General features: G+C 69.3%; 8 protein-coding genes. 5 read left to right on the top strand and 3 right to left on the bottom strand.

Annotated elements, in window-relative coordinates; translation table 11 throughout:
* Positions 1 to 10: 10 nt before the first annotated feature.
* Together BM199_RS19190 and BM199_RS19195 are read right to left on the bottom strand one after the other, a co-directional pair.
* A complete protein-coding gene (locus BM199_RS19190) occupies positions 11 to 766 on the bottom strand; it encodes a thioesterase II family protein (RefSeq protein WP_091674636.1) in 756 nt (251 codons plus the stop codon).
* Positions 763 to 4,293 carry an AMP-binding protein gene (locus tag BM199_RS19195; RefSeq protein ID WP_091674637.1) on the bottom strand — a complete coding sequence of 1,177 codons (3,531 nt, stop codon included), beginning with the start codon at positions 4,291 to 4,293 and terminating at the stop codon, positions 763 to 765. The genes BM199_RS19190 and BM199_RS19195 overlap by 4 nt, the downstream gene beginning before the upstream one ends.
* Before the next feature lie 565 nt (positions 4,294 to 4,858).
* Here BM199_RS19195 and BM199_RS19200 point away from each other — a divergent pair.
* The 4 genes from BM199_RS19200 to BM199_RS19215 all read left to right on the top strand — a co-directional run bounded on the left by BM199_RS19200 (position 4,859) and on the right by BM199_RS19215 (position 12,664).
* Positions 4,859 to 5,593 (top strand): SDR family oxidoreductase, encoded by a 735-nt coding sequence (locus tag BM199_RS19200; RefSeq protein WP_091674638.1) that lies wholly within the window; start codon positions 4,859 to 4,861, stop codon positions 5,591 to 5,593.
* An 87-nt stretch (positions 5,594 to 5,680) separates the two neighbouring features.
* Positions 5,681 to 7,639, top strand: coding sequence for an ABC1 kinase family protein (locus BM199_RS19205; RefSeq protein WP_091674639.1), 1,959 nt, complete (start codon positions 5,681 to 5,683; stop codon positions 7,637 to 7,639).
* 401 nt (positions 7,640 to 8,040) lie between these two features.
* A complete protein-coding gene (locus BM199_RS19210; RefSeq protein ID WP_091674640.1) occupies positions 8,041 to 11,052 on the top strand; it encodes an AfsR/SARP family transcriptional regulator in 3,012 nt (1,003 codons plus the stop codon).
* Between the two features lie 94 nt (positions 11,053 to 11,146).
* On the top strand, positions 11,147 to 12,664 hold the full coding sequence (locus tag BM199_RS19215) for a flavin-containing monooxygenase (protein ID WP_281245720.1): 1,518 nt from the start codon (positions 11,147 to 11,149) through the stop codon (positions 12,662 to 12,664).
* 143 nt (positions 12,665 to 12,807) lie between these two features.
* Here BM199_RS19215 and BM199_RS19220 read toward each other — a convergent pair whose 3' ends face one another.
* Entirely contained in the window at positions 12,808 to 14,169 is a 1,362-nt protein-coding gene (locus BM199_RS19220) for a sensor domain-containing diguanylate cyclase (protein ID WP_245788460.1), read from the bottom strand.
* Positions 14,170 to 14,302: 133 nt separating this feature from the next.
* Here BM199_RS19220 and BM199_RS19225 point away from each other — a divergent pair, with 133 nt between their 5' ends.
* On the top strand, positions 14,303 to 14,506 hold the full coding sequence (locus BM199_RS19225; RefSeq protein ID WP_091674642.1) for a hypothetical protein: 204 nt from the start codon (positions 14,303 to 14,305) through the stop codon (positions 14,504 to 14,506).
* The last annotated feature ends 9 nt before the right edge of the window (positions 14,507 to 14,515 follow it).

Raw genomic sequence — 14,515 nt, forward strand, 5'->3', positions numbered from 1 at the left:
GGTGGACCCGTTACGCGCCGGCACCGGCGGCCGCGGTAGCGGCAACCAGATCGCCGCGCACGGTGGCGAGCAGTTCGTCCCGGGATTCGCGCAGAAAGAAGTGCCCCCCTTCGATCTGCGAAAGGCTGAATCCGGCCGCGGTGTGCCCGGCCCACGCCTGGACGTCGGCGGTCGCGACCGCGTCGTCCGAACTACCGGCGAACGCGACGATCGGCACCTCGACGGGGGGTTCCGGGAGGTACTCGTAGTCGTCGATCCAGGTGAAATCGGCCCGTAGCACCGGTAGCAGCAGTTCCATCAGCTCGGGCTCGGCGAGCACGGCATCGGGCACGCCGCCGCCCTCGGCGACCCGGCGGACCAACTCCTCGTCGTCCAGCCGGGACAGCCCGACGAACGGCCCCTGCTCCCGGATGTGCGGCGCCCTGCAGGCGCCCGCATACAGTCGCACCGGCAGCCGCTGCCGAGTCCGGCGCAGCCGCCTGATCACCTCGAACGCGACCAACCCACCCAGCGAGTGGCCGTACAGCGCGAACGGGCGGCCGTCCGCGTGGGCGGCGACCGCGTCCGCGAGTTCGGCGATCTCGAAACCGGGGTCCTCGGCGAACCTCCGTTCCCGTCCCGGCATCGAGACCGCCTGGACCTCGACGTCCGGTCCGATAGCCGATGGCCAGTCGTAAAACACGCTGGCCGCACCACCGGCGTAGGGCAGGCAGTACAGCCGGACCGCGGCCTCCGGACTTGGCCTGCGGCAGAGGAACCAGCTCATCGCGGGCCGCCCTTCAACGGTGGGTCGATCCAGAACCTGGTGCGCTGAAACGGATATGTCGGCAGTGGAATCCGGCGCCCTGACCGGCCTTCGTAGTGGGCACGCCAGTCGACATCGGCGCCCGCGACCCACCTCGCGCCCAGCTCCAGCAACTCGCCCTGCTGTCCGGCCAGGTCCGTGTCGTCGTCCAGCAGGACGTCCAGTGCGGTGACCGCGGCGTCCCGGCTCTCCGCCACCACCGCCGCGCGGCAGCGCAGGGCACGCCTGCCCACCGCGAGCGTGTACGCGACGTCGGCGAGTTCCGGCGAACCCGCGACCAGATGGTCACGCAGCCGGGAGACGACGGCACGCAACGCCGTGCTGTCGCGTGCCGACATCGGCAGCAGGTACGGACCGATGGCGGGAACCGCTACCCCGCCGGGCGGGGCCTCGCGTACGACGACGTGCACGTTGGTGCCGCCCATCCCGAACGCGCTGACCCCGGCGACCCTGGGTTCGCCAACGGGCCATTCGAGGGGTTTGGTCGGCACGTAGAACGGCCCGCCCGTGAGATCGACCTCGGGATGTGGTGTCGTGAAGTGCAGGTTCGGCGGAATCACCCCGTGCCGGACCGCGAGCACCGCCTTGATGAGCCCGGCCACGCCCGCGGCCGCGTCGAGGTGACCGATGTTGGTCTTCACCGAGCCGAGCGCGCACCACCCCTGCGGCGCGCTGTGCCCGAACACCCGGTTGAGCGCGGACACCTCGATCGCATCTCCGAGCGGGGTGCCACTGCCGTGTGCCTCGACCAGCCGCACCTCGACGGGGTCCACCTGGGCCACGGCCAGCGCCTCGGCCACCGCGGCGGACTGCCCCGCCGTCCCAGGCACGGCATAGCCCGCCCGGTCCGCCCCGTCGTTGGTCATCGCCCAGCCGGGCAGCACCGCGTAGACGTGATCTCCGTCGGCGAGTGCGTCGGCGAGCCTGCGCAGCGCGACGACCCCGGCTCCCGAACTGAATCCGGAGCCGTCGGCCGCCGCATCGAAAGCCCGGCAGCGGCCGTCGACCGAGGTCAGGGCGCCACGGCGGTGCCGGGGCCAGGTGACGCTCACGCCGCCTGCCAGTGCGAGATCACAGCGGTAGTCGGCCAGGTTCTGCGCGGCGAGGCAGACCGCCGCAAGCGAACTGGAACACGCGCTCTGCACGGCAAGGGCGGGACCGGTGAGGCCGAGCCGGTAGGCCACCTGACCCGGCAGATGGTCGGTGAGCTGACGCTCGAGCAGCCGAGTCTCCCACTCGTCGGGGTCGAGCACACCGGTCACCGCCGGGTTGTCGAACAGGTGGTAGAGGAAGTAGCGGTTCACCGAACTCGACGCGAAGACGCCCACCGGGCCCTCCTCCTCCGCAGGGTCCCGTCCCGCGTCCTCCAGTGCCTGCCAGGCCGCCTCCAGGAACAGCCGGTGCTGCGGGTCGGCGAGGGCCGCCTCTTCGGCGCTGAAGCCGAAGAACTCGGCGTCGAAGTCCTCGACTCCGTCGAGCCGGCCGCCAGAGCGCACATGTGCCGGATCGGAGCGCAGGCCCACCCCGATGCCGAGTTCGGCCAGTTCCTTGTCGGAGTAGTCGTGGATGGAGTCGACGCCGGCGCACAGGTTCCACCAGAACGACGCCACGTTCCGCGCGCCGGGAAAGCACCCGCCCAGCCCGACGACGGCGATCAGGTCGCTGTTGACCTCGGCCGGTTCGACGGGTGGGACACGGTGGGCCGGTGCCTGCGCGACCTCGGCAGCGCTCGTTGCACTGTCCCCGACGGTGCCGGAAACAGCGCCGTCGAGGTACTCGGCCTGCGCGGTGATGGTCGGATGTTCGAACAGACGGAGCAGCGGAATGTCCACTCCGAACCGTTCCGTCAGCCGCTGCTGCACACGGCCGAGCAGCAATGAGTGCCCGCCGACGTCGAAGAAATTGTCGGACACGGCCACGACGTCCCGGCCGAGCACCGCGCACCAGATGTCATGCACCTGCCGCTCGGTTCCGGTCGTCGGCGCGCCGAAGCCGGTTCCGGCCATTTCCGCCCTCGGGTCGGGCAGCGCCCGTTCGTCGAGCTTGCCGGTCACGGTGAGCGGGAACTCGCCGACCACGGTCACGGCAGCGGGCACCGAGTAGCCGGGCAGCCGTCGGGCCAGTTCCGCCCGCAGCAGCGTCGGTTGTGGGTGGTGAGTGTCCGCCGCGGCCGTGACGTATCCCAGTAGGACGTCGTCACGCACGATGACCCGCGCCTGTGCCACTCCGGGCAGCGCGCTGAGGCAGGCCTCGACCTCGGCGGGCTCCACCCGGAACCCGCGGAGCTTCACCTGCCGGTCCAGCCTGCCGAGGCAGACCAGTTCGCCGTCCGGCAGGCGCCGCCCGACGTCCCCGGTGCGGTAGCGACGTACGCCGTCGGCGGTGACGCCGAACCCCGGGCTCTGTCCGTCGGGCCGGTCGGACTGGTCGAGATAGCCCTGTACCAGGTGGCGGCCGCGGATCTCGATCTCACCGCTGTCCTCGCGCAGCGCCAGCTCGAATCCGGGCAGCGCGGAACCGATCGGCAGTGGCCCCCTCGAGGCCGCCGCATCGAACTCGGTCACGGGCAGCCGGTACTGCGCCGCGAACGTCACCTCGGTCGCGCCGTACCCGTTGACGAACACACACTCCGGCCCGAACCGCGCCACGCCTGCCCGGACGTCGTCGTAGGTGGCTTGTTCACCGCCGAGCAGCACGGTCCGCACCGAGGCGAGCCGGTCCTCGCCGAGCACGTCGAGCAGGTACCGGTACACCGTCGGAGTCGAGTGGTAGATCGTCACCCCATGCCGTGCCAGTACTCGCGCGGTATGGGCGACCCCGTGCGCACGGACATCCACCGGAACCACTGCGGCACCGGTCAACAGTGCCGGATAGAGGTCGGGAATCGCCGCGTCGAAGGCGAACGACGCCAGCAGGCTGAGCCGGTCGGCGACGGTGATCGACAGGCTGTCGATCTGGTTGTCCACCACGTGCAGCAGGTTGCGCCGAGTCTGCCCGACGGCCTTGGGCCGTCCCGTCGAGCCCGAGGTGAACAGGACGTACGCCAGTTCGTCCAGGTCCTGCCCCGACGCCGACGGGAGCGCCGCGAGGTGGTGGTCGTCCGCCAGCACCAGCCGCCTCGCGGTGTGGCGGCAGAGGGCTTCGGCCAGTTCGGCGTGTTCCGGAGCTGCCAGCACCAGTGACACGTTCGCCGTCGCGAGCTGGTATTGGAGCCGGTCGACCGGAAAACCCGGATCGAGCGGGACGTACACACACCCGGCCGCGAGTGTGCCCAGTACGGCGGCGATCGACGCGGTGCCGTGCCCGGTCAACAGTCCTACCCTGGTGCCCGGCAGCGCGCCGGCCGTGCGTAACAGGCGGGCCCGTCCCCCGGCGAGTTCCGCCAGCCGGGCATAGGTGACGTCGCCGGTGTCGGTCGCGACGGCGATCCGGTGGGGTGCGTACTCGGCGGTGTCGGTGAAACGTCGGACGATGTCGGATCTGCTCATGGCCGGTTGGCTGCGCGATCCGGCCGATTCCGGGCGCGCGACAACCAGGGTGGTGCGGTGGACTTCATCGTGCTCCCCAGTGCTCCTCTTAGCGAAGAATCACGCAAGGCTAAGGGGCACAACGAAGTTTGCCGCACGATCGCGGTGGAATGGGTACGAATGAGCCAACCGCGATAGGCCGGAGGGCCGCGATTTCTTGCGCCGAATGGCAGCATCAGGCAACTTCGGCCCGACCACCGTCACTCGTTTGCCGAAGCACTCACGCACCGGACGGCCGCGACCACCAGTCGACCACGAACCGGCACACGAGGACTACCGACGAAGTGCGGTAGTTGCGCACGCGGGGTACGACACTTTCCCACAAAAGTGCGATTCGGGGAATGAAGTGCCCGCAAGTAGCCCCCAAGCGAGATAACCAGCGACGGATGCTAGCGCGGTGGGTGATCCAGGGAGTGCCGCGCCCAGGGAGGACGCGTCCTGGTTGCCTGCCGCTGTGGCGCCAAGACTCGTGGTCGAGAAGCCCACACCACGAGCACCTGGCCTTGCGCCGGGAGGAGACACAAAGATGGGGAATTCCGGCAGGACCGTCCTGATCACGGGCGCGAGCAGCGGCATCGGAGCGGCCACCGCTCTCCGGCTGGCCACCGACGGCCACCACCTCCACCTCGGCGCCCGCCGAACCGATCGGCTGGAGCAGCTGACGGCGGACATCACCGCCAGCGGTGGCAACGCCACGTTCCAGCGTCTCGACGTCACCGACGCGGAGGACATGCGGGCTTTCGTCGCCACCGCGAGGGAACACCACGGCCGTGTGGACGTCATGGTGAACAACGCGGGGGTGATGCCACTGTCGCCGCTGGCGGAACTGAAGGTCGGCGAGTGGGACCGCATGATCGACGTGAACGTGCGCGGAGTGCTGTACGGCATCGCGGCAGCGTTGCCCGTGATGCGGGAACAGGGGGCGGGCCAGTTCGTCAACGTCGCTTCGGTGGGCGCCTACGAGGTCGTCCCCACCGCGGCGGTCTACTGCGCCACGAAGTTCGCGGTCCGGGCGATCTCGGAAGGACTGCGCCAGGAGTCCTCCGGCGACATCCGGGTCAGTGTCGTCTCTCCCGGGGTCACCGAGTCCGAGCTGGCCGACTCCATCTCCGACCCGCTGGCGAGGGAGAACATGCGGACCTACCGGTCGGTGGCGATCCCGGCCTCCGCGATCGCGAACGCCATCGCCTTCGCGATCAGCAGGCCCGCCGAGGTCGACGTCAACGAGATCGTGGTCCGGCCCGCCGCGAGCGCACAGTAGGGCGGAAGTCCGGACCAGGACCTGGGAGTGAAGGAAACCCCTCCCGAGATGGAACCACCGGGTGCGGCGGCATGATCTGATCTGTTCATGTCGTCGTTACTGCTCGGCCTGCTGAGCCTGCCGCTTTACCTGGTGATGTTGTGGCCACTCGTCGTCGCGTCCCGCCGGGTGCTCGGGGTACGGATCGGCACCGGCCGTGCCCTCGCCGGGGCACTGTTCGGCTGGACGATCGCGGGCCTGATCATCACCGCGCTGCCCCTCGGCCCGGAGCAGGATCCGGTGTTGGCCCTCGGACTGCTCATCCCGGTGGCGGGCTGTTCCTTTCTCGCGACCCTGGTGTTCCTGCTGGTGGCGGAGATGGCGTTTCCGAGCGGAGCCGGCCTTGGCGTCCTCGTCCGGATCCGCGCACTGCGCAGCAGGATGGCCCGTACCAGGAGGTACTCCCAGATCACCGCGATCGCCGTGCGGCACGGGCTTGGCAGGTACCTCGCTGGCAGAAGGGACGCGGAAGGCGAAGGGCACCGCAACGCCACGCTCGCGAGGGCACTGCGCCGGGCACTGGAGGAGGGCGGTGTCACGTTCGTCAAGCTCGGCCAGGTGTTGTCCACCCGCCCCGACCTGCTCCCGCCCGAGTTCATCGACGAACTGAGCGGGCTGCAGGACCAGGTCGCCCACGCGGATCCAGACGAGATCGCGCAGGTGCTGCGCGACGAACTCGGCGCGGGCACGAACGAAGTGTTCGCCGACTTCGACGTGGAGCCGATCGCCGCCGCCTCGATAGCACACGTGTACCGCGCGCGGCTGCACAGCGGCGAGGACGTGGTGGTGAAGGTGCAGCGGCCGGGTGTGCGCAAGGTGGTGGAACAAGACCTGGACATCGTCCGCAGGCTGGCACGGACATTGGATCGGCGGACCAACTGGGCACGCGGGCTCGGTGTGGTCGACCTTGCCGAGGGGTTCGCGGTCGCGCTCGTCGAGGAACTCGACTTCCGGGTCGAGGCGCGCAACATCTCCGCGGTCGCGTCGGCGAGTTCGGGATCCGTCCGCCTTCCGACTGTCCATTCGGCACTGTCGACCGAGCGGGTCCTGGTCATGCACCGTCTCGACGGGGTACCGCTCGGCGCGGCGACGATTCCCGGTGACGGCGCGAACCGTACCGCCGCCGCGCGAGAACTCCTGGACTGTGTGTTGCGGCAGGTACTCCTCCACGGCGTCTTTCACGCCGACCCGCACCCCGGCAACATTCTGCTGCTCGCCGACGGCGGGCTCGGGCTGCTCGACTTCGGGTCGGTCGGCAGACTCGACTCCGGTTTGCGAGAGGGGCTGCACACGTTGTTTCTCGCGGTCGATCGTGGTGACCCCGCCGCATTGCGGGACGGGCTGCTGGAGATCGTCGAACGGCCGGACGAGATCGACGAGCAACGGCTCGAACGGGCACTGGGCGCGCTCGTCGCCAAGCACTTCAGCCATGGCGAGGCGCCGGACATGGAGCTGTTCACCGATCTCTTCCGCGTGGTGGCCGGCTTCCGCTTGTCGGTGCCCGCCCCGATCGCGGCCGTGTTCCGCGCACTGGCCACAATGGAGGGAACGCTGGCCCTGCTCGCCCCTGGGTTCAATATCGTCGCAGAGTCCCGAGCCTTCGCGACAGCACAGTTCGGCGAGCAGCTGCGCCCGGATTCGGTACGCCGGGCGGCGACGGACGAACTGCTGGCCCTGCTACCGGTGCTGCGCAGGCTGCCCCGCCGCGTCGACCGGATCGGCGGCGCACTCGAGCAGGGACGGCTGTCGGTGAACGTCCGGCTCCTGGCCGACGAGCGTGACCGCGACCTGCTGACCGGCTGGTTGCACGAGGTACTGCTGACGTTCGTCGGAGCTGCGACCGGGCTGATGGCCGTACTGCTGCTGACCGGATCCGGCGGTCCGACCCTGTTACCGGATCTCAGCCTGCACCAGCTGCTCGGCTACAACCTCCTGGTGATCAGCGCCCTGGTGGGTCTTCGGCTGCTGTTCGTGGTTTTCCGTACCCAGCAACGCCATTCGACCTGAGCGGGTGCGGATTTAGCCGGTGGACACCCCCAGGGGGACCACCGACCAGGCCGCCCGCACACGTCGCGGTTCCCGCCTCGCTGCGGGGGTGGGAACCGCGACGCCGGCGGAGTCAGCTCCCGTACCAATGACTACTTCTCATCGATGCCCTTCGTTCGGTCCGCGATCCAACGGCGGCGGCCGGATCCCGAGCATGCGCGAAGCTGCTGACCTTTCACTGACACCTGGTCGCTGAGATCCTGCTCGCACTCGCGCGAGCACCGGGAAGTCCCGACCTCAACCCACAAAAGTGCAGCTCACAGCGTTCTTTCCGAAGTGACCCTTCGCTGACAACTCGTCGCGGACCGTTAGAGTGAGTGCCCTGCGGAGCTGATCCGCGGACGACTGGACGAGGGGGCGCTGTGAGTGGTCGCGAAGACTGGTTCTTCGCCGTTCTCGGGCCCCTTCGAGTCAGCCACTCCGGTCGGCCGGTCGAGATCCGGTCGGCACGGCAGCGGGTGCTGCTGGCGGCGCTGCTGATGCGTGCCGGGCAGGCCGTCTCCACGGACGAACTGGTCGAACACCTCTACGGCAGCCGCCCGTCGAAGGCCGCCCGCGCCACTCTGCAGACTTATGTGATGCGTCTGCGCCGGACGCTGCGGGACGCGGATGAGCGACGACTGATCCGAACCGAGACCTCGGGCTACGCGATCCACCTCACCGAGGAACAACTCGATCTCAGCAGGTTTCACCGACTGCGCGCCGCTGCCGAGACGGCGGCGGAGAACGGCGATGTGGCTGAACAGGCCCGGCTGCTCGACACGGCCCAGTCACTCTGGCGTGGGCAGCCGCTGGCGGACGTGCCGTCGCTCTACCCCGGACACAGCGAGGCGGACGCGCTGAACGAGCTGCGGCTGGGGACGATTGAACGGCGCAACGACGCGCGGCTGCGGCTCGGGGAACACCACGGCATCATCGACGACCTCCGTGCGCTGGTCACCGAACACCCGTTGCGCGAACGATTCTGGGCTCAGCTGATGCGCGCCCTGCACCACAGCGGCGAACACGCGCAGGCGCTCGACACCTACCGCCGAGCCACCGGCGTCCTCGCGACCGAACTCGGGATCGACCCGAACGCGGAACTGCGTGAACTGCACCTTGAAGTCCTCGCGACCCCGGCGACCGGCAACCGGCGGCAGCACCGAAGACCCCCGAGCACCCCGGTCCCGTCCTGGCTGCCCGCCGACGTCCCCGAGTTCACCGGTCGCGCGGACGAGGTGGCGCAACTTGGCGCCGGATTGCGCGACGGCGCGGGTGTCTGGACCATCACCGGACCGGCGGGTGTGGGCAAGACCAGCCTGGCCGTGCATGTCGCCCATCTGGTCCGCGACCACTACCCGGATGGTCAGCTCTACCTGAGCCTGCGGGGAACCGAGGACAACCCGGTCGACGCCGCTACCGCGCTGGACCGAATGCTGCGCGGCCTCGGTGTCCCGGGCCGGGCCGTTCCCACCGATCCAGCAGAGCGCGCCGATCTGCTGCGCGACCTGCTCGCCGATCGGCGCGTGCTCCTGGTGCTGGACAATGTGGCCGACGAGGCGCACGTGCGTACGTTGCTGCCCAACACCACCGCCACCGCCGCGATCGTCACCAGCAGGCGGATACTCGCGGGCCTCGAAGGCGCACGAGTGGTCCCGTTGGACGTGCTCTCGTCCGAAGCGGCCGTGGACCTGATGCGTGACGCACTGGGCGGGTCCCGGATCGCCAGCGACCCCACGGCGGCCGTGCGGATCGCGGACTACTGCGGCCATCTCCCACTGGCGCTGCGGGTCGCCGTCGCCCGGCTCGTCAAGCGCCCGCACTGGCCCCTGGCCCGACTTGCCGATCGCCTTTCGGACGAGCGCCGCAGACTCGACGAGCTGCGCGTCGGCGACCTCGATGTCCGGGCCAACCTGGCCTGCGGCTACGACGGACTGGACGACTCCCACCGCCAGGCGTTCCGGCTCCTCGCCGCGCTACCGGGCCCGGACTTTCCCGCCTGGGTCGCCGCTCCCCTGCTCGACCTCGGCCTCGAGCAGGCAGAGGACCACGTCGAAACCCTCGTCGACGCACGCCTTGTCGCCTGCGTGGGTCAGGACTCACTCGGGCAGCCGCGGTTTCGGCTGCACGACCTGCTGCGGACGTTCGGCCGCGAACTCACCGGCGGCGCCGACCTCGTCCCGCCGTTTCGCAGACTGTTCGAGCTGTGGCGAGGGCTCGTCGAACGCGCCGATGACCGGCTGCCACATCAGGGCCTGCTGCGCACGCGCGGCGGCACGGGTGACACCCGGTGGACCGAAGAACTCGCCACCCTGCTGCCCGCGGATCCTGCTGCCTGGCTGGACGCGGAGTGGCTGAACATCCGCGCCTGCGTCGAGCACAGCGCGGAGCTCGGGCTCGGCGGGCTGACCGGTGAACTGGCGCTGGCCACGGCCGGCTTCTGCGATCTGCAGGCTCGCCTCGAGGACTGGGACGACCTCAACCGGGTGGCACTACGCGCGGTGGACCCGGATGACGTCGGCGGGCTGCTCCAGCAGCGTGGTGTGCTCCGCGCACGGCAACACCGCTTCGCCGAGGCCGAGGCCGACTTCCTGCGGGCGAGTGTCATCCTCGAACGCAAGGGCGACACCAACGGTGCTGGTTACGCCCGCCACGGTGTCGGCTGGATGCACGAATGGGCGGGACGGCAGCCGCAGGCTCGTGAGCAGCACCGGGTGGCCAGACGACACTTCGCCGCGGCGGCCAACCGCCACGGCGAGGTGGAGGTGCTGTGCTCCCTTGGCGCGATCGAACGCAGAGCGGGTCGCCTGCCCGAGGCGGATGGCTACCTGAGCCGGGCTTACGAGATCGCCCATCGGCTGGGCGACGAGGCGTTGTGCACCTCGTCCGCACTGGAACTCGGGAGGCTGCACCAGGCCTCGGGTCAACCCGGCCTTGCCGCCGAACATCTCACCGCGACCCTGGCCTCGGCCCGCCGCATGGGCGACCTCGACCTGGTGTCGGTTGTGCGGCTGTTCCTCGCCGACGTCCAACTCGTGCTCGGCGACACCGACTCGGCGGACCGGCACATCCGCGATTCGCTGATCTACGCGGAGGAGCACAACGACCTGATGGGACAGGCGTGGGCGCTGCGGCTGCTCAGCCGCACCTCGCAGACCCCCGACACGGGCCTGCGCCTCGCCAGGAGGGCCGTCGCGCTCGCCGAGCACGTCGCACTGGACCCGGAACTCGCCCGTGCCATGCGCCAACTCGGTCTCGCGTTGCTCTCGGCAGGGCGGCACGACGAGGCGGATCGCACGCTGCGGCAGGCAGCGGAGCTGCTGGAGAGCAGTGGCTTTCACGCCGAGGCCGCACACGCCCGCGCGGAAGCCGAACGGCACAGGTTGTGCGGCTGAGCACCGGCAGCGCGGGTGACTGTCGCCCGATCGGATCGGGTGGCAGGATAACCACGGTTACGTTCAAGACCGCCGGTATGTCTGGAGGATGGTAATGACACCTTGCGGAAACGATGGCGGCCCGGACGAACTGCTCGAACACGTGGACGTGCTGATCGTCGGAGCCGGCCTGTCCGGCATCGGCGCGGCCTGCCAGCTCCGTCGTGACCGGCCCGGCTCCACCCTCGCGATCCTGGAGGCCCGGGACACGATCGGTGGCACCTGGGACCTCTTCCGCTATCCCGGTATCCGTTCCGACTCCGACATGTTCACCCTCGGCTACCGGTTCAAGCCCTGGACCGACCAGAAGGCCATCGCGGACGGCCCCGCGATCCTGAGCTACGTGCACGAGACCGCGCGGGAGTACGGCGTCGACTCGCTCGTCCGGTTCCACCACCGCGTCGTGCACGCCGACTACGCCAGCGACGAGCGCCGGTGGACCGTTACCGTCGAGCGGACCGACACCGGCGAAACGATCACCCTGACCTGCGGGTTCCTGTACTGCTGCAGCGGCTACTACCGCTACGACGAGGGATACACCCCGGACATCCCCGGTCTGGACCGGTTCGCGGGGACGGTCGTGCATCCCCAGCACTGGCCCGAGGACCTGGACTACGCGGACAAGCGCGTCGTGGTCATCGGCAGCGGTGCGACGGCAGTGACCCTGGTGCCCGCCATGGCGCCGGACGCGGAGCACGTGACCATGCTGCAGCGGTCGCCGAGCTACATCATCGCCCAGCCGGGCGTCGACGTCGTGGCGAACTTCTTCCGGAAGGTCCTGCCGTCCCCGCTCGCGTACCGGCTCTCCCGGTGGAAGAACGTGCTGACCCAGACCGCCGTGTTCCAGCTGAGCAAGGCTCGTCCCGGCCTGGTCAAGTCACTGCTGCGCAGGCTCGCCATCGCGCAGCTGCCCAAGGACTATCCCGTCGACGTCCACTTCAGGCCGAAGTACAACCCCTGGGACCAACGACTGTGTCTGGTGCCCGACGGTGATCTGTTCAGGGCCATCCGCCGTGGTGCGGCATCGATCGTGACCGACCACATCGACACGGTCACCGAGTCCGGCATCCGGCTCCGCTCCGGCGACCAGCTCGATGCCGACGTGCTCATCACCGCCACCGGGCTGAACCTGCTCGTCTTCGGCGGAATACACCTCTCGGTGGACGGCGCCGAGGTGCACCTGCCGGACAGAATGGCCTACAAGGGCATGATGCTGTCGGGCGTGCCGAACTTCGCCTACACCATCGGCTACACGAACGCGTCATGGACCTTGAAAGCCGACCTGGTCAGCGAATACATCAGCCGCCTGCTCACGTACATGGACGAGCACGGGTACGACGAGTGTGTCCCCGAACGGGACCCCCGGGTCGAGGAGGAGCCGTTCCTCGACTTCGCCGCGGGGTATGTGCTGCGCTCGCTGGACCAGTTCCCCAAGCAGGGCGCCGAGGCACCGTGGAAACTGCGGATGAACTACCTCCGCGACGTCCTCACCCTTCGTCGCGGCAGTGTGGCCGACGACGCGATGCGGTTTCGCGCCCGGCAACGCAGCAGCAGCCGAAACACGATCGGGTGAAGTGGGCGTCCACGCGTCATTCTCGCTCGTCAGTCACCTCTTTCATGACGTGGCGGTAACCGGCCGGGAAGCCCCCCGACTGGCCGGTTACCGCTGTCACGTCACCGGAACTGCCAACACGGCCGTCGGAACTGCTGACTCGGCTAGTGCTCGGCGGGGATCTGGGCGGGGATGCTCACCCCGATCACGTCCTGCGGGGCCAGCACGACCCGGTTCCGGCCACTCTTCTTCGCGGCATAGGCGGCTTCGTCGGCGGCGTGCAGGAGAGTCGTGTAGTCGGTGGCCGTGTCCGGGTAGAGCGCGGCGCCGATGGAGGCCGTGAGACCACTGACCGTGGCCGGCTTTCCCGGGGTGCGGACCGGGACAGGGACCTCGAGTGCGGCGATACCGGCGTTGATGCGATTGGCGACGGCCACGAGCTCGTCCGCGCCGACGCCGGGCAGCAGCGCGACGAACTCGTCACCGCCGTAGCGGCCGACGTAGTCCCCGCCGCGGACCGACCCCTGGACCGCGCCTGCGATCGCACGAAGCACCTCGTCACCGGCGAGATGGCCGTTGCCGTCGTCGACAGCCTTGAAGTGGTCGATGTCAATCATCAGCACGCCCGCCGTGGAGTGAATCCGTTCGGCGCGCACCAGCTCGCGACGGGTGAGTTCGGACCAGAACTCCGGAGCGAGGATCCCGGTCTTCGAGTCGGACCTCGCGGCGAGCTGGAACTGCGGCAGCAGCAGACCGAGGTGCAGGGCCACGGGAGTGATCATCAGGACGGGCAGCAACCAGGGGCGCAGCGTCACCACGAGTGCGATACCACAGCCGATCCCGACGGCGGCGAGCACGATCAGCACGTCGGACGGATTGCCGAGCGCGTTGCGTCCGGGCTTGTCCGGATTGGCGATGATGATCATGAAGATCACCAGGACGTAGTTGACACCGAAGTACACCGCACCAGCCAGGAGCACGGTGACCATGCCGCCGAACCCGTCCGCGTGGGGCATGTACGGGGCGAACTGTCCGCCGGTGCCGAGGTGCAACACGGCGCCGGCGGCCGTGCAGGCGAGCACCACCGTCGCCGCCGAGTACACCTTGCGGTGCGCCACACCCCGCCGCCGGTACACCCGCAGCCAAGAATGTGCGTAGCTGACGACGATCACCACGACCGCCAGCGGAGGCGGCAGGAGAAGCAGACCGGCGAAGATCCAGATCGACTGCAGGTGCATGTGGGGATGGCCCTCGGCCCCGAGTTCACGGATCCGCTCGATACCCTGTGCCGCCTCGAGATGAATGACCTCCGCGGCGACGAGCAGGCCGCACCACATCAGTGCCTGGGCCGTGACGGGAACCAGCGTCGCGGTCGCCGCGACCGCGACGAGCGCGACAATCTCGACCGTCACCAGCGACACCAGGACGGGCCGGGGCAACAGCCACACGGACCAGCCGCGCGGATCGAAACCCAACTGTCGGCCGGCTGAGCTGTGTATCGGCCCTCGGACCTTGGACAATCCCACGCGTAGCACCTTCTCCCCGGTAGCTCCAGCGAGAGGATGGCCATCGTAATCGCACAGAAGCGGTGTGTCACTAGTCCGGTTGGCCGATTGCCCGCCTGCCTGCACACTGTGCCCGACACCACCGGAGGTAACCATGTCGAACCTCAACATCCGCGCACTGCAGACCGGCCTGCCCACCAGCGGCAGGCGCCGTAGCCAGCGGCCCACCGACTGGACCAGGTCGTGCCCCACGGACTGGACGTTCCGTTCGCTGCCGACCGACTGGTCGGTGCGCTCGCTCCCGACGGATTGGAGCCGCCCCGCTCCGCAGCGGCCCACCGACTGGACCCGCTTCTGACCCACTCGG

Origin of the sequence: Amycolatopsis marina (genome assembly GCF_900111885.1) — a bacterium.
GTDB lineage: Bacteria > Actinomycetota > Actinomycetes > Mycobacteriales > Pseudonocardiaceae > Amycolatopsis > Amycolatopsis marina.

What these genes read in the sequence shown, in the direction of transcription:
- BM199_RS19190 (WP_091674636.1), bottom strand. Translation starts at nt 766, where the DNA reads ATGAGCTGGTTCCTCTGCCGCAGGCCAAGTCCGGAGGCCGCGGTCCGG.
- BM199_RS19195 (WP_091674637.1), bottom strand. Translation starts at nt 4,293, where the DNA reads ATGAGCAGATCCGACATCGTCCGACGTTTCACCGACACCGCCGAGTAC.
- BM199_RS19200 (WP_091674638.1), top strand. Translation starts at nt 4,859, where the DNA reads ATGGGGAATTCCGGCAGGACCGTCCTGATCACGGGCGCGAGCAGCGGC.
- BM199_RS19205 (WP_091674639.1), top strand. Translation starts at nt 5,681, where the DNA reads ATGTCGTCGTTACTGCTCGGCCTGCTGAGCCTGCCGCTTTACCTGGTG.
- BM199_RS19215 (WP_281245720.1), top strand. Translation starts at nt 11,147, where the DNA reads ATGACACCTTGCGGAAACGATGGCGGCCCGGACGAACTGCTCGAACAC.
- BM199_RS19225 (WP_091674642.1), top strand. Translation starts at nt 14,303, where the DNA reads ATGTCGAACCTCAACATCCGCGCACTGCAGACCGGCCTGCCCACCAGC.